This is a genomic window from Sporosarcina sp. Y1011 (assembly GCF_057669885.1).
Genome location: NZ_JBYHFP010000003.1, coordinates 24,770 through 44,830, shown reverse-complemented (window position 1 = coordinate 44,830; position 20,061 = coordinate 24,770). Strand labels below are relative to the sequence as shown.

At 39.7% G+C, this 20,061-nt stretch carries 16 protein-coding genes; 14 read left to right on the top strand and 2 right to left on the bottom strand.

Translation table 11 applies throughout. The annotated features are described in order from the left end of the window. Nucleotides 1-143: 143 nt before the first annotated feature. Together solA and AC25Y5_RS04440 are read left to right on the top strand one after the other, a co-directional pair. Nucleotides 144-1,325 carry an N-methyl-L-tryptophan oxidase gene (solA, locus tag AC25Y5_RS04445; RefSeq protein ID WP_488139294.1) on the top strand — a complete coding sequence of 394 codons (1,182 nt, stop codon included), beginning with the start codon at nt 144-146 and terminating at the stop codon, nt 1,323-1,325. A 206-nt stretch (nt 1,326-1,531) separates the two neighbouring features. Further along, nucleotides 1,532-1,945, top strand: a complete 414-nt coding sequence (locus AC25Y5_RS04440; protein WP_482103990.1) for a cupin domain-containing protein — start codon at nt 1,532-1,534, stop codon at nt 1,943-1,945. A 65-nt stretch (nt 1,946-2,010) separates the two neighbouring features. Here the strand turns inward: AC25Y5_RS04440 and AC25Y5_RS04435 are convergent, their stop codons facing one another. Beyond that, a complete protein-coding gene (locus AC25Y5_RS04435; RefSeq protein WP_488139293.1) occupies nt 2,011-3,660 on the bottom strand; it encodes a PucR family transcriptional regulator in 1,650 nt (549 codons plus the stop codon). Nucleotides 3,661-5,233: 1,573 nt separating this feature from the next. Here AC25Y5_RS04435 and AC25Y5_RS04430 point away from each other — a divergent pair. From AC25Y5_RS04430 to gnd, 10 genes are all read left to right on the top strand, one after another. After that, nucleotides 5,234-6,190, top strand: coding sequence for a sugar kinase (locus tag AC25Y5_RS04430; protein WP_488139292.1), 957 nt, complete (start codon nt 5,234-5,236; stop codon nt 6,188-6,190). Between the two features lie 10 nt (nt 6,191-6,200). Beyond that, entirely contained in the window at nt 6,201-7,220 is a 1,020-nt protein-coding gene (locus AC25Y5_RS04425; RefSeq protein WP_488139291.1) for a zinc-binding alcohol dehydrogenase family protein, read from the top strand. Nucleotides 7,221-7,236: 16 nt separating this feature from the next. Beyond that, nucleotides 7,237-7,857, top strand: a complete 621-nt coding sequence (locus AC25Y5_RS04420) for a bifunctional 2-keto-4-hydroxyglutarate aldolase/2-keto-3-deoxy-6-phosphogluconate aldolase (protein WP_488139290.1) — start codon at nt 7,237-7,239, stop codon at nt 7,855-7,857. A gap of 13 nt (nt 7,858-7,870) precedes the next feature. Next, a complete protein-coding gene (gene uxuA / locus AC25Y5_RS04415) occupies nt 7,871-8,947 on the top strand; it encodes a mannonate dehydratase (protein ID WP_488139289.1) in 1,077 nt (358 codons plus the stop codon). After that, nucleotides 8,944-9,780 (top strand): SDR family oxidoreductase, encoded by an 837-nt coding sequence (locus AC25Y5_RS04410; protein WP_488139288.1) that lies wholly within the window; start codon nt 8,944-8,946, stop codon nt 9,778-9,780. The genes uxuA and AC25Y5_RS04410 overlap by 4 nt, the downstream gene beginning before the upstream one ends. Before the next feature lie 32 nt (nt 9,781-9,812). Continuing rightward, nucleotides 9,813-10,814, top strand: a complete 1,002-nt coding sequence (locus AC25Y5_RS04405; RefSeq protein ID WP_488139287.1) for a LacI family DNA-binding transcriptional regulator — start codon at nt 9,813-9,815, stop codon at nt 10,812-10,814. A gap of 161 nt (nt 10,815-10,975) precedes the next feature. Beyond that, nucleotides 10,976-12,328, top strand: coding sequence for a gluconate:H+ symporter (locus tag AC25Y5_RS04400; RefSeq protein ID WP_488139286.1), 1,353 nt, complete (start codon nt 10,976-10,978; stop codon nt 12,326-12,328). Nucleotides 12,329-12,603: 275 nt separating this feature from the next. Continuing rightward, nucleotides 12,604-13,332, top strand: coding sequence for a GntR family transcriptional regulator (locus tag AC25Y5_RS04395; RefSeq protein ID WP_488139285.1), 729 nt, complete (start codon nt 12,604-12,606; stop codon nt 13,330-13,332). Further along, the gene (gene gntK, locus AC25Y5_RS04390; protein WP_488139284.1) at nt 13,329-14,894 is read left to right on the top strand and encodes a gluconokinase; all 1,566 of its coding nucleotides are present in this window, start codon (nt 13,329-13,331) and stop codon (nt 14,892-14,894) included. Before AC25Y5_RS04395 ends, gntK begins: the two co-directional genes overlap by 4 nt. After that, nucleotides 14,894-16,300 carry a decarboxylating NADP(+)-dependent phosphogluconate dehydrogenase gene (gene gnd / locus AC25Y5_RS04385; RefSeq protein WP_488139283.1) on the top strand — a complete coding sequence of 469 codons (1,407 nt, stop codon included), beginning with the start codon at nt 14,894-14,896 and terminating at the stop codon, nt 16,298-16,300. Before gntK ends, gnd begins: the two co-directional genes overlap by 1 nt. 168 nt (nt 16,301-16,468) lie before the next feature. On the opposite strand, the gene AC25Y5_RS04380 is transcribed toward gnd, so the two are convergent. Further along, nucleotides 16,469-17,371, bottom strand: a complete 903-nt coding sequence (locus AC25Y5_RS04380; RefSeq protein WP_488139282.1) for a LysR family transcriptional regulator — start codon at nt 17,369-17,371, stop codon at nt 16,469-16,471. An 859-nt stretch (nt 17,372-18,230) separates the two neighbouring features. Here AC25Y5_RS04380 and AC25Y5_RS04375 point away from each other — a divergent pair. Together AC25Y5_RS04375 and AC25Y5_RS04370 are read left to right on the top strand one after the other, a co-directional pair. Continuing rightward, nucleotides 18,231-19,502 carry an aromatic ring-hydroxylating oxygenase subunit alpha gene (locus AC25Y5_RS04375; RefSeq protein ID WP_488139281.1) on the top strand — a complete coding sequence of 424 codons (1,272 nt, stop codon included), beginning with the start codon at nt 18,231-18,233 and terminating at the stop codon, nt 19,500-19,502. Next, complete coding sequence (locus AC25Y5_RS04370) at nt 19,499-19,978, top strand: aromatic-ring-hydroxylating dioxygenase subunit beta (RefSeq protein ID WP_488139280.1); 480 nt, start codon at nt 19,499-19,501, stop codon at nt 19,976-19,978. The genes AC25Y5_RS04375 and AC25Y5_RS04370 overlap by 4 nt, the downstream gene beginning before the upstream one ends. Nucleotides 19,979-20,061 lie beyond the last annotated feature (83 nt).

Genomic DNA, 20,061 nt, shown 5'->3' with positions numbered 1-20,061 from the left:
ACAAACCTAGAACTTGTGGAAGAGTATTAAGTTATTTGATGTGCATGCGTTCCATCATAGGTATGACTAGTAAAAGGATTTTTTTCAATGGAGGTTGTGATGGGGAATGTCAAAACCTATTTTATATTGAGAGGAGTATTATTATGGTGAAGAATTATGAAGTAATTATTGTAGGCGCAGGTTCAATGGGAATGGCTGCAGGCTATTTTTTAGCGAAACAAGGCGTTAGTACTCTACTGATAGATTCACATGACCCGCCCCATGCACAGGGTAGCCACCATGGTGATACACGAATCATTCGCCATGCATACGGTGAGGGAAGAGAGTATGTCCCTCTTGCACTTAGATCTCAGGAGTTATGGGATGAACTTGAGAAGATTACCCATCACAAAATATTTTCACGAGTAGGTTCAATCGGTTTTGGTCCTAAAGGTGAATCTGCATTTATTGATGAAGCGATTGCCAGTGGGAAAGAATATAACCTGGAAATCGATCTCCTAACGGGCAAAGAAATGAATGAACGTTGGCCGGGGCTAACTGTCCCTGAGGACTATATTGCATTCCATGAACATAACTCGGGATTTTTATACAGTGAAAATTGTATAAGAGCCTATCGGGAGCTGGCAGAACATCACGGTGCCGAGTTCTCAGTAAACAATCCTGTTGAAGATATCGAAGTTTTTAACGACTCCGTCAAAGTAATTACAAATAAGGGAACATTTACTGCGGACAAGTTAATTCTTAGCGGTGGTGCTTGGAGTGGGAAAATAGCCAAAAGCCTAAACCTAAATCTACCAATTACGCCTACGCGTCAGCCAGTAGCATGGTTTGAAGCCGAAGAATCGCTTTATAATACGAATGCATTTCCTACCTTTATGGTTGAAGTTCCAACTGAAACATCAAAGGCAATCTATTATGGATTTCCAACTTTCGGGGGATGTGGCGTAAAGGCTGGAAGACATGAATTTATTGATAAAATTGATCCAGATACGATGAATCGTGAATTTGGCTCCGATGAGAATGACGAAGGACATATTCGTGAATTCTTGGAAAAGTTCATGCCACAGGCAGCAGGAAAGCTTAAGAGAGGCGCAATTTGTATGTATTCCAGAACGCCAGATGGACACTTTATCATCGATAAGCATCCGGAACATCCACATATTTCGATTGCGGCGGGTTTTGCGGGACATGGATTTAAATTTGCTAGTGTTGTGGGAGAAGTGTTAAGTCAGTTGGCGGTATCTGGTGAGACAGAGCATGATATATCCATTTTTTCAATCGATCGCTCGGCTTTGAAACCTATGTTGGAAACAGCGGTAAAATAGGGACACGGTAAGCAGTTACAGCAAGAGTGATACAAGTAGAACGCGTCCGTTGGCTTTGATAAATGAACAGCTATACCGCCTTTTATATTTTTATATCAACTGTTAACAGAACTTTCATATTAACAGAGTTTCATTGGCGGGAAAAAAGAATAGTACCGTATTATTTTCATGCATGTAACTTTTCAAAAAAAATAGGGGGTAATAGAATGTCTGGAAAAACAGTAACGAAAAATGAAGTGAAACTATTGTGTGCTAAGCCTGGTATTCAATTAATAAAAGCGGGGACATATAAACTTAATGAATTGAGCGAGCTACGTGGAACTCCGAATCTGAAAGGGCAAATTGTTGATGTTCCACTTACAACTGAAAAGGCTGAATTGACAATGGGTTACTTTGCACTACAACCTTCGGAAGACTATTCTGCAGACTTTGATTTCATTGAAATAAAAGTTGTAACGAGTGGAACAATGATTGTTCGTGATATAGAGGGGAATAGGTATGTGGGAGAAGTTGGAGATGTATTGGTATTTTCTCCGAATACGACGGTTATTTTCGATGGAGAAAGCAATGGAGAAGCTGTATATTTCAAAAATGTAGTAGCTACCCCTAGTTATTTATAAGTAAAAGGATTCAATAGAAAACGTGCCTGCGCAATACGTGTAGGCACGTTTTAATTAACAGGAAATTAGGTGGATTTATATTGTCTAGAAAGTGGCTCGATATTTAGAGCTGTTTGGATCCAGAATTGACAATCGCGTGAAGATAAACTGTCTTGAAGGAGTTCTTCAATTTTTTTTATTCGATAACGTAATGTATTACGATGAATGTGTAGTGTTTTTGCAACTATTTCACGGTTAAAGTTATGCAATGCAAGACAAGTTAACGTTTCATAAAGGACTTCATCTTTTTCAAAACGCAACGCCTCTGGTAACAATTTGTTGAGAAGATTGTGTGCTTCGGCGGGGCTCATATTTCCATAGAGCAAAATCTCGCGACGAAATTGTGAGGTGAAGAAAATATGGCCTGAATTCGTTTTAAATTGACCGATTGCAGCTAGGGTTTGTGCACTCTTGTAACTTAACTCGTAGGATATCAGTTCCGTTTGCGCATCGCCTATTAGAATAACTGGGCTAAGTTGATCATTGATTTTCACGATTTGTTGACTTAAAATTGCTAAACGCTTGTCTAATTCGGCATTCTCCAAGCCTGAAGAAAACAACAACACTACTTGATTGTTGTATATTTCACAGAAACCACTAATGTCTTCTTGTTTCTTGAACCAATTGTTACAGACCCCTCGAATTAATCCTAATTCCAAAAGAGTTTGTTCGGCTAACTTATCATTGCTCGAAAGGATAAGTCCAGCCATCCATTGTCCCGTTTGTTTTAGACCTATTTCATGCATTTTCCTATCAATGACAATACTAGCTGTTTCCAAATTTTCGATGAGTAATCCTAGTAACTCAGATTGCAATTGCCAACGTTTGACGTTTTCTTCTTGCTGAAGCCTGTAAAGATTGATGAGTACGTGTGCTGAATGTTCCAGTGCAAGTGTGTGATACTCATCTAAGATATTGTCATTGTTTAGAAGCCAAAGCGTTCCATATTCATAACCTTCTATAAATACAGGAACCGCCAGTACATAAGGGGAGACGGTCTGTAATTGAATCGTCTCTATATTTCGTTCAGTTACGTTAATAGCTCTATCACCATATGGATGCTCGTTTTTTAATTGTTTAGCAAAACTTTTCATTTTAGGTGTGAATTTGTTTAGTTGTTCATTTTCTAGACCCGCCACTATCAATGCCTCATCTGTTTCATCGGTAAATACAACAGTACATTTGAGAAAGGAGGCTAGAATTTCGCAAACTTCTTTACTGTCCTTTGCGACTTGCATTAATTCCGAGAGAGTTATAGGAACCTGATGGACTAATTCACTAGTTTTATACTGGCGTTCCATTATTTCCTGATGGATTGCACGGGTTACCCGTACGAAAGGTACCTGAAATGGTGCTTCCATAATGGGAATAGAGTATTGTTCTCCGAATTCTAATAGGGCAGGAGGACAATGTGTTAAATAGCGGCCAGTCGCAAGTATAATACCGGAAATTTGATGCCTTAGTAATGAATTAAGAAATTTTTCTTCTAATATTCTATCTTTTGGCCACACTTGTCCACATGACAATAAAAGCTCTTGGCCTTCAAGAAAATGTGCCACATCGTTATGATCAATTACATGAGCCCAACTAATTTTTCGAGCCAACCCACTTTGCCCGGACCTGACGATTATCTTTTGTAATTCGGGCAAACCTAATGATTCTTGTACGGTGATCATATACTCTCCCCCTTAGTGTAATTGTACTGAAAATTAATACTATTGCAAACTTGGGAGATTAAGTATTATTTTGCTCTACTAGTACATTGTGTGAAATACTCTGTTCACTAAACAGAAGTGTCTATCAAAGCGGGGTATTACCAACCATTTCGCAGATTATTGTCTGTTCCCACAAAAGAAAAAGCATGACCCTCAAACTAAGAGGTTCATGCTTTTTCCATTTCCTAATAAAAAGGGTGCACTCGGAAAATTTGATAGTTTTTTAATTACACAAACTGTTATTACTGACGATTAGTACGTAAAACTCGTCCGTGCAGTTTGATGGGTCTGACTCAATTAGCCATTCGGCCATGCAGTCGCAAGATGTTCGGTTAGCGATCTGTTTTATTGAAGTCAGTATCTAATTGCACTTTAAACAAAAAACATAACGCTTACTGCTTGTTCAACACATTAGCTTGGAACCCACATACTCGGTTCTGAAAAAGTGAAACATCGCCAGCAAAGCAAATTTTCCGCCAAGGCTGTGCAGTTCATCGTTAGAATCACCTGTAGGTTACTCGTCTACCGGGTTCATCCTCCGGAAGTTCTGCCTTGTAATCTAATTATACCCGGCAACATTTAAGTTAAACCTCTTTTTTAAAAAAACTTTTAAAAGTTTTTGAGAGTGCAAGAGATCGATGTTAGTATACTAAATGTTGGCGAGAAAAGTTTGAGAATCGCCATTTTTCACATGATTATTTCCGAACCGCTTTCGGCAAATTAATCACTACACCTTAACCGTGGGGCAAGTGTTGCTAGAAGTGACTCCGTCACTTCTAGCAATACCCTTTTCGGTTAGCTTGTTGTGATTAATCGCCTGTCGCGTTCCTACAATATCCAAGTGAAAAATGCAGATGCTTTGAAAGAAAAGAATAGATTACTCTTTATAAAGAGTATAAGTGCCCGAAGATGAAATTTCGGGCACTCTAGTACGTCGTATACTGCATTCTCTGCTTTACTCTATAAGAAAGTGACACATCCCTTAAATGAAAATTGAATTACTATAGTAGAAGGGTAGAGCGGCCAAAATTGTATCTTTGGCCGCACCTTTCCAGGTGAGAAGCAAACTATTCAATCGTTCCGAAAAGCTTCGGCATAACTTGTACCAGTGTATTTGGAGAGCGACGGATGAACAACCACCATACGATTAACGAAAAAAATAGTAGGGATGCGACGAAGTCGCATCCCTACTAATTAAAAAAACTCGATAATGGTATAGAGGTTGATCAATCCAAAGCAATCCAAAAACAATCTTACACGTAACGTCTGGTGTGTGACCAAATTTTATACTGGTTACTTTTGGTAATAATTTAATGGGTAATAATCTAAAGTTTGACCAAAAGCCTAATCCGAATAGAACGCCCAGCTTATAGTTAAGAGAAGAATGTTTAGATTTTACTCGAAAGCTAAATACTAATACTTGAATGTGAAAGCCTTTTCATTGTATAATTTACTAAACCGATTTACTAAACCGATTTATAGAATTAATTGTATGGATGAAAACTATCAGAAATGGTAGAAGAGGAGGAATTACGTGACTTCGAAATTTAGTGTTTTGACACTTGGTGATGGTCTTATTACAATGAATCCGGCTGATACGGGCCCTTTACGATTTGTATCAAATTTCTCCCGCAAAGTTGGCGGGGCGGAATTGAATTTTGCAATTGGATGTGCTCGCCTTGGCCTGAAATCAAAATGGGTGAGCCGTTTAGGGAAAGACGAGTTTGGAAGAGTCATTTATAATTTTGCGCGCGGTGAAGGTGTCGATGTGTCCGATGTCGAGCTGATGGAAGGGTATCCCACTTCGTTGAACTTTAAAGAAATCCAAGAAGACGGTTCTGGGAAGACGTTTTATTATCGCCATCAGTCACCAATACTAACGATGAAACCAGAAGATATTACGAAAGACATGTTTGAAGGTATTGATGTAGTTCATCTTACAGGCGTGTTTTTATCGATAGATCCAAAAAACTTCGAAATAGTACTACAAGTGCTTAAAACAGCAAAAGAAATTGGAATTCCGGTGTCGTTCGACCCGAATCTACGGTTGAAAATGTGGACCATTGAAGAGGCGAGAGCGACATTATTGAAAATATTCCCTTATGTTGATATTCTACTAACCGGGCTCGATGAAATTGAATTGATCATTGGAGAGTCTTCCGATGAAGCGCTGGTCGCTTGTGCAGAGCGTTTTAAAATAAGTCAATTTGTGATAAAAGACGGTGCAAACGGTTCAAGAATTCTTACAGAGGGTACTTGGTATGAAAAGGCTGCATTTAAAGTCAATCCTGTGGACACAGTAGGTGCAGGTGACGGGTACGATGCAGGTTATATTTATGCGTATTTAAATGGGTTCTCTCCAGAAGAAAGATTGGAACTTGCAAATGGCGTCGGGGCTCTTGTTACGACAGTATCCGGAGACAATGAAGGACTTCCTTACTTGGAAGAGCTATTGCCATTCATCAGACAAGAAAAAGGTATCGAAAGGTAAGGTGAACAAGATGAAAGCTGTTCAAGTCAGAAAAGCGCATGACCTTGTCATCAATGAAGTCGAACAACCTAAAATCGTTTCTGCAACGGATGTACTGGTGAAAACGAAGCGCGTCGGAATTTGTGGGTCGGATATGCATATTTACCACGGAACGAATCCGCTTGCGACATTGCCGCGTGTTGTTGGCCATGAAGTGACGGGCGAAGTGGTGGAAATAGGAACAGATGTAACAACACTCAAAGTAGGGGACCATATAGTCGTAGAACCGATTAGCTACTGCGGCGAATGTTACGCATGTCGTAAAGGACGTCCGAATGTATGTGAACAGTTGTCGGTGTTCGGAGTACATGAAGATGGTGGAATGAGAGAGTATTTCGTTCTTCCTGAAAAGCAACTCCACGCAGTCGATTCGACGCTAGATTGGAACGAAGCTGTTATGGCAGAACCATACACAATTGGTGCTCAAGCAACTTGGAGAGGTCAAGTGGGACCAGGAGATACGGTTCTAATCCAAGGAGCGGGACCGATTGGTATATGTATACTGAAATTCGCCAAACTACAAGGTGCATCTGTTATGATGTCAGACTTGAGCGAGGAACGTCTGGCATTTGCGCGGGAAAGTGGAGCGGATGTTACGGTTCAAGTAGGATCGGAAGATGTGAAAGAACGCGTGAAAGAGTGGACAAAAGGCGAAGGGGCGAACGTCGTCATCGATGCAGTTTGTCTACCAATGACATTTCAACTGGGGATTGAAGTTGTTTCTCCTGCTGGAACGGTTGTTGTGCTTGGTTTCGATGAAAGACCAGCTCAAATTCCGCAATTATTAATTACGAAAAAAGAAATCACAATTGTTGGATCTAGATTGCAAACGAATCAAATGCCAAAAGTTGTTGAATTTTTAAACGCAGGAAAACTTCGTCATGACGGATTAATCACACATACTTTTGCACTTACTGATGTGCAAGAAGCATTTACTTTTGTTGAGAATAATCCAGACAAAGTTCGCAAAGCTGTTATTGTATTCGATTAAGGGAGGCTATACAATCATGTCAAAGTTTGAGACGCATGCGCAAATAGCGGCATCTAAGGTCGTAGCAGTCATTCGCGGGAGTGATGCTGAGGAAGCCATCCAGTTGTCAAAAGCGGCTGCTGAAGGCGGAATTCGGGCAATCGAATTGACGTATACGACGCCGAATGTTCAAAAAGTGTTTGAGGAATTGCAGCATGAAGACATGCTTTTAGGGGCAGGAACAGTGTTAGACCCTGAAACTGCTCGTCATGCCATTTTAGCCGGTGCAAAGTTTGTCGTCAGTCCCCATTTCAATGAAGATGTTGCACGCATTTGCAACCGCTACGGCATTCCGTATTTCCCAGGTTGTATGACAATCCGTGAAATGGTAAAAGCGCTTGAATCTGGTTGTGATGTATTGAAACTATTCCCTGCAAACGGCTTCGATCCCTCATTCATCAAATCGGTGAACGGACCATTGCCGCAAGTGAAGATTATGCCAACAGGTGGCATCAGTCTGGATAATATGAATGACTGGCTTGCAGCGGGCGCAGTAGCTGTGGGGATCGGCAGCGATTTGAACAAAGCGTACAAATCGGGCGGGTACGAAGCAGTAGTGGAACTGAGTAAAGAATATATAAACAAAATTGCACAATAAAAGGAGTGGCATGATGAATATCACATTTCGTTGGTACGGAAGAGACAATGACACGGTCACACTCGATCACATCAGACAGATCCCTGGAACAAAAGGTATCGTATGGGCATTGCACCAAGTACCTGCTGGAGAAGTTTGGAAAAAAGAAGACATAAAAGAAGAAGTCGATTATATTAAATCATTCGGTTTTCACGCGGACGTCGTTGAAAGTGTAAACGTCCATGAAGCCATCAAAATTGGCAATGAAGATCGCGATAAATACATTGAAAACTATAAAGAGACAATCCGCAATCTTTCAGAATTCGGCGTTAAAGTCATCTGCTACAACTTCATGCCTATATTTGACTGGACGCGTACGGAAATGTTCCATCCATTAGAAGACGGATCTACTGCGTTATTCTATGAAAAAGCAAAAGTGGACGGGCTTGATCCGAAAGAATTGATCCGTACTGTAAGTGAAGCTTCCGATTTGACGCTTCCTGGATGGGAACCGGAGAAATTAGATAAGATTAATGAACTTTTCGAAGCTTACAAACAAGTGGACGAAGAGCAACTATGGGCAAATCTTGAGATTTTCTTAAAAGAAATCCTACCTGTTGCAGAAGCTTGCGGCATAAAAATGGCGATTCACCCGGATGATCCACCTTGGTCGATTTTCGGTCTGCCACGCATTATGACAGGTCCAGAAAGTTACGAAAGACTGATTGCCATTTCTGACTCCGAGTCAAATGCATTTACAATGTGTACGGGTTCAATGGGCGCAAATCCGGAGAACGATATGGTTGAAGTCGCGAAGAAATATGCTTCACGTGCTCCATTCTCGCATATCCGTAATGTGAAAATTTATGACAACGGTGATTTCGTAGAAACATCTCATTATACGCAAGATGGCTCAATTGACGTCAAAGGTGTTGTAGAAGAGTTGCATAAGCAAAACTACGACGGATACGTCAGACCGGATCATGGCCGCCATATTTGGGGAGAAGTTTGCCGACCGGGTTACGGGTTGTATGACCGTGCTTTAGGCATCATGTATTTGCTCGGATTATGGGACGCATATGAAACTAAAAAAGCGAATGGTGAATCATGATTCCAAATCATGACTTACTCAATGGACGGGTAGCCGTCATTACAGGTGGAAGTGGAGTTTTATGTTCAGAAATGGCGCGTGAATTAGCGCGCCAAGGTGTTAAAGTGGCGATTTTGAATCGCAATGTCGAAACAGGACAGGAAGTTGTTGACAGCATTGAACAAGCTGGTGGCATAGCGCTTGCAGTCGAAGCGGATGTATTAGATAGAGCTTCGCTGGAACAGGCAAAATCGAAAATCGTGGACCAATTTGGTCGTATCGATATGCTCATTAACGGAGCGGGGGGCAATCATCCCGATGCAGTAACCGATCCTGAGAACCACGATGAACATTCGGAAGGGAAATCTTTTTTCGACTTGGATGAGTCGGGCTTTACGAATGTATTTGCTACAAATTTCACGGGTACGTTCCTTGCAACACAAGTATTCGGAAAAGAACTATTGAAATCAGAAACACCTTCAATCGTCAATCTGTCATCAATGAGTTCATATACCCCATTGACGAAAGTGCCAGCGTACAGTGCAGCAAAAGCATCCATTAATAACTTTACGATGTGGCTGTCTGTCCACTTTGCGGAAACTGGATTGAGAGTAAACGCAATCGCACCTGGTTTTTTCCTAACAACCCAGAATCGTGACTTACTACTCAATGAAGACGGTAGCCATACTGCACGTTCAAGTAAAATTATTGCAGCTACACCGATGAAACGATTCGGTAAACCTGAAGATTTGCTTGGCGCATTACTGTTTCTTGTTGATGAATCGTGTTCCGGTTTTGTTACAGGCACAACAATTCAAATAGATGGAGGCTTCATGGCCTACTCCGGTGTATAATGGTGTGTAGTTAGAAAATGGAGTTGGATAAATTGAAGAATATTACAATAGCAGATGTAGCAAAGTTAGCAGGGGTATCTAAAAGTACAGTTTCTCAATTTTTAAATAAACGCTATGAGTATATGAGTGAGCTTACAAGAGAACGAATAGAAGTGGCAGTCGAAGAATTGGATTATCGCCCGAACAGTGTCGCGCGCAGTCTAACACAGAAATCTACATTTACTGTGGGGGTCATTGTCGCTAATATTCTTCATTCGTTCTCAACTCATATTATCCGTGCGATTGAAAACAAGTTCTATGAAAATGGTTTTCATATCATTGTCTGTAATGCGGATGATGAACCTGATAAGGAAAAAGAATATATCGATATGCTTTTGGCGAAACAAGTGGATGGAATCATTATATTTCCAACAGGCGGAAATCTCGACTTATACAAAAGGATGAAAAAGTCCGGTTTTCCACTTGTTTTTATGGACAGAACAATCCCTGATTTAGGGATTGAAACTGTTCTGCTCGATAATGAAAAAGCGGCGGAATTGGCTGTAAATCAATTCGTTGAAAGCGGTTTCAGAAAAATCGCCATTGTGACTACGTCAATCATCAGAAATATCAGTCCTCGGATTGAACGTATTCAAGGATATAAAAGTGCGTTAGCGCATCATCAATTGAATATCAACACAGATTATGTGAAGACTGCTGACTCGGATGCCATTTCTTCAGCGCTCGAAGAATTGTTCGCGCTTGAAGCACCACCCGAAGCAATATTGGCAGGAAATGATTTCGTACTCATGGAAGTATTGAAATTCATAAAACAGCATGATTTAAAAATTCCACAAGATGTAGCTGTTATCGGGATAGATGACGTACCATTTGCCAGTTTTTACACGCCTTCAATCACAACCATTTCACAACCGATGATTGAAATGGCTAATCTGGCTGTTAAATTACTCATGGAGCAAATGAATGAAAAAGAACAAGGGGAACCAGAAATTCACCGGTTACAACCAACGTTAATTGTAAGAGGATCAAGTTGATACAATTTGTAAGAAGAATTGACTTAGATAGATAAATCGGTTTAGTTCATGGAATCTTAATTTAGTACAAATAGCTGTATATCAACTAATAAAAGTGATCAACTATAGAATATTACAAACATTGTTTGCAAAAATTCTATACTTATCAGAGGGAGAAAATTATGCCATTATTAATTGTCGCATTAGGGATTATTGTTTTACTCGTATTAATCATGAAATTTAATGTCAATACATTTATTTCATTAGTGGTTGTATCATTCTTAATAGCATTAGCATTAGGTATGCCAATCAATGAGATTGTCTCATCAATTGAAAGTGGTATGGGGGGAACGTTAGGTAGTATTGCGTTAGTCTTCGGGCTAGGGGCTATCCTTGGTAAACTTATCGCCGATTCAGGCGGTGCTCAACGTATTGCAATGACATTGATTGATAAATTCGGACTGAAGTATATTCAATGGGCCGTTGTTACCGCTTCATTCATCCTGGGAATTGCGTTGTTCTTTGAAGTCGGCCTTGTGTTATTAATACCTATCGTTTATCAAATTTCTAAACAAATAAATGTGCCATTTTTATACTTAGGTCTTCCTATGGCGGCAGCACTTTCAGCAACACATGCATTTTTACCGCCACATCCAGGTCCTACAGTTATTGCCAATGAGTTCGGTGCAAACGTAGGATTGGTATTGCTTTATGGTTTTATAATTGCAATTCCAATCGTCATTATAGCAGGTCCGATATTTACAAAATTCGCGAAGAAGTTTGTACCAAATGCTTTTAATAAAGATAGTACAAGCGGTAGTATCGCTTCAATCGGTGAAACAAAACAATTTAAACTAGAAGATACACCAGGATTTGGAATCAGTGCATTCACAGCGCTATTCCCAGTTATTTTAATGGCATTTTCAACAATCGTTAAATTAGTACAAGATGAAAGTGGAACTGCAAACGTGTTTTTTGATCTAGTGACTATGATTGGATCTCCTACTACTGTTATGTTGCTGTCAGTATTACTGGCAATCTACACAATGGGTATCGCACGGAAAATTCCAATGAAAGATCTTATGGAATCTGCAGAAACTGCGGTTCGGGCAATCGGTATGATGTTACTGATTCTTGGTGCCGGTGGAGCACTTAAGCAAGTCTTGATCAATGGAGGCGTTGGTGATTATGTCGCAGTCCTCTTTGAAGGTAGTGCAATTTCACCGTTGGTATTAGCTTGGCTTATCGCTGCAGTCATTAGAATTGCACAAGGATCAGCAACAGTTGCGGCACTAACAACAGCTGGACTCGTTATTCCAATGATGGCAGGCACGGATGTCAATTTGGAACTAATGGTATTAGCAACAGGTGCGGGTAGTATCATCGCCTCACACGTTAACGATACTGGTTTCTGGATTGTTAAAGAGTCATTTGGTTTAACGATGAAGGAGACATTTGCAACATGGACAGTGCTAGAAACGGTTATCTCAGTAACTGGACTTGGTTTTGTTTTACTTCTAAGCCTATTTGTTTAATTGATAATCAAATATTATAAGTACATAAAGGACTGCCCCGTGAGTTGGAAATTCTTCGACTTATGCGGGCAGTTTTTTATGAAGGTGAATGTCTTTCATGGTATACGGGTACGGAGTTAATAACAACAATTATTCAAACAGCTTTATAAAAATAACTCTGAAAAGTGCTTAGAGTTGATTGTCTTAATATAAGGCAAAGACGTTTACATATCCCTATATGTATACTATCATACTTGTATACAAGTATGTGTAATTTCTAGCAAGGAAGTGAAATTATGAGTGAATCCCAAGAGTTTCTATACCCTGTAAAATGGAATACGAGCGCTTCTACAGGCGTCCGTTTAGCATGCGAACTTCGAATGCGGATTATTTCGGGCATAATTGAAAAGGGGACCGTTTTATCAGAAAACAAGTTGGCATTGGAATTTGAAGTAAGTCGATCTCCTATCCGCGAAGCCCTAAAGATATTGGCTTCTGAAAATATTATACGATTGGAAAGAATGGGTGCGGTTGTAGTTGGCTTGACAGACCGAGACATTAAGGAGTTTTATGATGTACGTTTGCTCATAGAAACGTTCGTTTATGAACGGATTGCACAAATAGACACAAGTGACTTGGTAAGTGACTTAAGTAAAATACTCGAAATGATGGAAGTTGCCATTAAATACAAAGATGCGGATGAGTTCTCCTATCAAGATGTACTCTTCCATGAAACGATTATTCGTTCCATCAACCATTCTTACATCCAACTGATTTGGAATAATACGAAACCTGTGATGGAAAGCTTAATTCTTTTATCGATGCGGGCGCGATTAAGCGAAAAAGACGATGATTTTTCACGTATTTTAACAAATCATGCGCTTTATATAGAAGCCATACATACAAAAGACAGAGCTATCATGATTCAAGCATTACATCAAAACTTCGATAATGTTCAAAACGAAGTAGAAGACCTTTGGATGTCGCAACAATTGCTCACCAAAGGAAGGGAGCAAAAAAAATGACGAATTATATGTTAGGTATAGATATAGGTACGACAAGTACGAAAGCGGTTTTATTCACTGAAAAAGGTGACATCATTCAACAAGAGAATATCGGTTATCCACTCCACACGCCAGATATCTCGACTGCAGAACAGGATCCGGAAGAAATCTATCAAGCCGTGTTGAAGGCAATCTCAACTACAATGAAACATTCCCACATCTCCCCGGAAAAATTATTGTTCATTTCATTCAGCAGCGCGATGCATAGCGTGATTGCGATGGATGAAAATGATCAGCCACTGACGCAATGTATCACCTGGGCGGATAATCGAAGTGAAGCGTGGACACGGAAAATAAAAGAAGAACTAAATGGTCATGAAGTGTACAAACGGACGGGAACGCCGATTCACCCAATGTCCCCCTTAAGTAAAATTGCTTGGATTGTACATGATCGTCCAGAGATTGCGGTAAAAGCTAAAAAGTATATCGGCATAAAAGAATACATCTTTAAAAAGTTCTTTAATCGATATGTTGTGGATCACTCTCTAGCTTCAGCAATGGGCATGATGAATCTACTAGCACTCGATTGGGACGAAGAAGCTTTGGAAATCGCGGGTGTCACGCGGGAGCAGTTATCTGAACTAGTCCCGACTACTGAGATTTTTAACAACTGTAATTATGAAATAGCAAGAAAAATGGGCATTCATCCACAAACCCCATTTGTCATTGGCGCAAGTGATGGTGTCCTTTCCAATATAGGTGTGAATGCGATCGGCAAGGGAGAAGTCGCAGTGACAATCGGTACGAGCGGCGCAATCCGAACAGTCATTGACCGGCCTCAAACAGATGACAAAGGTCGGATATTCTGTTATGCGCTCACGGAAAAACACTGGGTCATTGGTGGGCCAGTCAACAATGGCGGAATGATTCTTCGTTGGATTAGAGATGAATTTGCAGCATCAGAAGTAGAAACCGCAAAAAGGCTTGGCATTGATCCGTACGAAGTGTTAACCAAGATTGCCGAACGCGTCAGACCAGGCTCGGATGGGTTGTTATTCCATCCTTATTTAGCTGGCGAACGTGCACCCTTATGGAATCCAGATGTGCGAGGCTCATTTTTTGGACTAACGATGTCGCATAAGAAAGAGCATATGATACGTGCAGCTCTCGAAGGCGTTTTATACAATCTATACACCGTGTTTTTAGCCTTACTAGAAGTTATGGACGAGCCTGTAACGAAAATTCAAGCTACTGGTGGCTTCGCAAGATCAGCTACATGGCGCCAAATGATGGCAGATATTTTTGACATGGAAGTGATTGTTCCAGAAAGTTATGAAAGCTCATGTCTGGGCGCTTGTATCTTAGGATTATATGCAACAGGTAAAATCGATTCATTTGACGTTGTATCTGACATGATAGGCAGTACAAATCGTCACACACCAGTAGAATCTGCTGTAGAAGAATACGTGAAGCTATTACCGATATTCATTAATGTCTCTAGGGTTTTAGGAAATGAATATGAAAGTATCGCGAATTATCAAAGAAACTTACCGAAACTTGATAAAAAAGGAGTCGAAAATTGATGAATCATACAATTGGAGTTATGGGTCTTGGCGTGATGGGCAGCAGTATCGCGTTAAACATGGCAAGCAAAGGTGAAGATGTAGCGGTTTATAATTACACTAGGGATTTAACAGATCAACTTATACAAAAAAGTGAAAACGAACAAATTCATCCCTATTATGAGCTTCAGCATTTTGTACAATCTCTACAATCGCCTCGAAAAATCTTTCTAATGGTGACAGCGGGTAAAGTGGTCGATACAGTCATTTCTTCACTGATTCCACTGTTAGATTCAGGCGATATCATCATGGACGGCGGCAATTCAAATTATATAGACACAGCACGTAGGTTTGATGAATTAAAAGCCATTGGAATCGACTATTTAGGAATCGGTGTTTCCGGCGGGGAAGAAGGGGCTTTAAAAGGTCCATCCCTCATGCCTGGCGGCGTCGAAGAAGTGTATGAAAAAGTGGCTCCGATTCTAACCAAAATTGCAGCCCAAGTGGAAGGGGATCCTTGCTGCGTTTACATCGGTCCAAAAGGGGCAGGCCATTTTGTGAAAATGGTGCACAACGGGATTGAGTATGCGGATATGCAACTCATTGCTGAGGCATATACGTTTTTAAGAAGACGACTACAGCTTCCATTGGATGAAATCGCAGACATCTTCGAAACGTGGAATCAAGGAGAATTAAAAAGTTATTTAATCGAAATAACTGCAGATATACTAAGGAAAAAAGATGCCAAAACAGGATTGCCGCTTGTCGACATGATTCTTGATAAAACAGGCCAAAATGGGACAGGAAAGTGGACGAGTATACAAGCAATCGATAACGGAATTCCCGTATCAATTATAACGGAATCGCTATTCGCGCGCTATCTATCCCATGCAAAAGAGGAACGAGTATATGCCGAAAGTGTGTTAGCTGGCCCAGCACTAGGAAATGAAGAGTTGGATAAAGAAGTGTGGGTTGAAAATGTACGCCAAGCTTTGTATATGGGGAAAGTTTGTGCGTATGCGCAAGGGTTTACGCAATACAAAAAGACTTCAGAACTAAATGATTGGAATTTGCCATTAAAAGACATCGCTCTAATTTTCCGCGGCGGCTGTATTATACGCGCTGAATTTTTAAACACAATCAGCGAAGCTTATGAGGATGCGCAGGCGGGAATTGCTAATTTATTGGTTGCCCCATACTTTGTGAAAAAAACGAAAGAATATCAAACAGGTTTGAGGAAAGTTTTAGCGGAGAGCGTCATGTCAGGAATGTCGTTCCCATCACTAAGTGCTTCGCTTACGTATTATGACAGCTATCGAACGGGTCAATCAAATGCGAACTTACTTCAAGCGCAACGTGATTATTTTGGTGCGCATACTTATGAGCGTATTGATGAAAAAGGGACATTTCATACGAAGTGGAAATGATCGGCGTAGTTTGTGTCCAAGGAAACTGGTGAAGTCTCCAACAATCCAATTTGGGAATAAATAAAATGAAAAATAGAATCAGCCATGTAGGACATGGCTGATTCTATTTTTTTGTAGTCATGCAACAAATCGTGTTTCACATGCATTACGATCTGGAATGTATGCTGACTAAAGAGACAATTTAACCGAATTGGATTTTTCCAATTCATGATTAATAATTGAATAGATGATTTGTTTAATGGGTTTAGCAATTACCGAATTCTTTCTATATTGTACATACACATCATTTGGGAGATTTGAGATTTCTTTAATGTGTTTCACTGTTAGAGCGCTTTCATTTATTAAATCTACTCCTAGCACTGGCGTAATCCCGATACCTAAACCGCTTTCGACTACTTTTTTTAACATTTCGTTATTAGCAACTTCAATACGTTTTATATTGGGGATGCCGATTAGTAGTTGTTCAATTTCTGTCCAAAGGCTGGAAGTGTGATGGTAACTAATCAATGTTTCATTTTCTAAATCATCAAGAGTGATCACTTCCTTATTGGCAAGGGGATGCGTTTTCCCAAGTACGACAACTAGTTTATTTGGGAATAGATATTCAGAGACAACTTCGGGCTTATGTGACAAAACATTTCTGGTGAAAACGAGATCCATTTCACCAGATAAGATTTGTTTGTTTAATGAATTGGAGTGTTCCCCTTCAATAATTTTTATGCCCAAATTATCAATGGATACAATGGCGGTTAATAGCTCGATGATGAATGTATATGAATAACCTGGTGAAAAGCCCACTCTTATATTGGGGAAGTTGGATGAGTTGGTCACTTCTTTTGAATGGTTCATATAAGTCAATATACTTGTCGCATATTCGAAGAAAACATTCCCTTCTCGGGATAAAATAATGTCTCTTCCCACTCTTTCGAATAATTGACAGAGCAGTTCATTTTCTAAGTTTTTTATTCTTGCGGTTACTGTAGGTTGGGTGACATTTAAGGATATAGCCGCTTTTGAGTAGCTTTTGTGTTCAGCAATTGCCAGGAAAGTTTCTAGTTGAGTTTGGTCCATATCAATCACTCCTTCTATTAATAGAATCCTAAGAGCATAATGTAAATTGGTGTATTTTGATATCAATCTCAAATCCGGTCTAAAAGACCCTAAGTTTGTATTTTCGCCAATAAATGCATTTTACGGATTATTATGGAATCGTATTGCTTTATTATATCAATTCCAAAGGCACATGCAAGCTGACTTTATCCCCCTCTCTCGTATCATCCATTCTTTTGAAATCACTTTATCCCTAGAAATGATGTATAGAAAATAACTTAAAAAAGACAGTAAATGCAAAAAATATTCGATTGGTCTTTAGTCAGAGTAGTCCATATACTAAGAGTAAGTCAAATATACAGACTATTTAATAACTTATCGCACAGGCAACAAAATAGCGCTAATCCTTTGGTAATTGGACAAAAGTATACATAAACTTTCAAAATTACTTATATGAGGGCTCGCTAGAAAGCGGTTAGATTATGAATGGGAAGGTGTGAGACCAGTGTCAATCCAGATTTAAGCATTGCCGATGAAAATCTATATTGATAGTTTACGGAAGTGTCCTCAAAGTACTGAGGGAAATCCAAGCATTTACATAGAGGCCTATTGTAAGCGCTTTCTATGCAGGGGGAAAAAGAAGTCCAATATAGATGTAACATTTCTTATAGAAGAAGTTGCAGATCAAATAGAATTTCAGCTACAGATAGAGCGAAATTCATCTAGGGGCAAGTGATTCGTATCATTGGTGAAGTCAGAGTTTAAAAGGTAGACCAATTGATTCGTAGATGGGTGAATCAATTTAGTATCCCCGTTAGCAAAAGCTGTTGAATTGTACTCTCTAAAGTTTAAATACGATTTATACCTAGGAGGAAATTTAATGAAGAGTTATATTCGTGAAGACAAACAAGAATGTGAATTTGCAGTCCACCGCAGCGTTTTTACAGACCCTGAAATTTTGGAATCAGAAAGAGATGAAATCTTTAGTAAGTGTTGGTTGTATATTGGACATGAATCAGAACTACCGAAAAATGGAGATTTTAAGAGAAGGAAAATTGGCGGAAGAAACTTGCTATTCACACGTGGCAGTGACGGGATTATCAGGACGCTATATAATTCATGTCCGCACCGTGGCGCTTTAATAAGCCGAGAAAGTGAAGGAAACACGAAAGTATTTAGATGTTTCTACCACGCTTGGAGTTTTAAGAATGATGGAACATTAGTTGGAATGCCAGGAAAAGATGGTTTTCCAGATTCATTTAACTGTGATGGCGACAAAAACATGACACAGGTTAAACGACTTGAAAGTTACCGAGGTTTCATGTTTGTAAACTTTGATAATGAAGCCATCTCCTTAGAAGACTATCTCGGAAATGCAAAAGAATACATTGACCTAGTTGCCGATCAATCAGAATTAGGAATGGAAGTTCTAGATGATCCACAGGAATACAGCGTACGTGCAAACTGGAAGTTAATCTCTGAAAACAGTGTCGATCTGTATCATGGGATGCCGACACATAAAACCTACTTTGATATTAAAGCGGCACAGGATCCTAATGTGAAAAAAGTAGTCCTTGAAGGTACGGGCAAAGACCTAGGAAACGGCCATGCAGTTATTGAATACAAAGCCCCTTGGGGAAGGCCAGTCGCCTATTGGACAGGAGCTTGGGAAGAAGAAGATAAAGAAGAAATAAACGAACTTAAGAATAAGTTAGTTGAAAGATTCGGTGAGGAAAGAGCTGAAAGAATTTCAGACTATAATCGCAACATCTTGATATTCCCTAACTTAGTGATTAACGACATCATGGCTGTTACTGCTCGGACATATTATCCGGTTGAACCCGATTATATGGAGGTTACTGGTTATTCACTAGCACCTGTAGGCGAAAGTGACAAATTTAGACGTAGAAGAAACGATAATTTCCTTGAATTCCTAGGGCCAGGCGGCTTTGCTACTCCGGATGATAATGAAGCACTTGAACTGTGTCAGGAAGGTTACCTGAACAATAAAGAAGTTCAATGGAATGATATATCCAAAGGAATGAACAGAGAACAACCACATGCTACGGACGAAGAGCAAATGCGTAGTTTTTGGAGGCAATGGAATAAAGTAATAACGAAAGTAGAAGCGAAAGAGGAGGCCTTGATATGACAATTACACGTCAAGAAATTACGGACTTTCTATATCATGAGGCAGAACTTCTCGATGAATGGCAATTGGAAGAGTGGGCCGCATTATTTTCAAAAGATGGTATATACCAAGTCCCACCACTTGGCAATCCTGATGCAGATCCAGCAAAATCAATTTTTTATATAGACGATAACCGAGCTCGATTAGAAGAGAGAGCGAAAAGATTATTGAAAAAAGAAGCACATGTAGAATATCCACATTCAAAAACAGTAAGGAACATCCACAATGTAAGGATCAAAAGCCAAGAAGGTAATGAAGTGAGTGTTAGATGCAATTTCTCTACTTATCGAACAAAACGTGATGTGCTCGACTGTTTCGTTGGGGTTATCGATTACAAATTTGTTGTGAATGACAATGAAATTATCATACAAGAAAAGAAAGTGACACTAAAACTTGATAGTTTACGACCTCACGGGAAAATAAGTCTCATTTTATAAAGGTCTTGATTTCCCTCTACAAAAAACTAAATTTTCGGATTAAACACTCGCGTTTTAGTGCTTTTAAAGCTATTCAGGAGGAT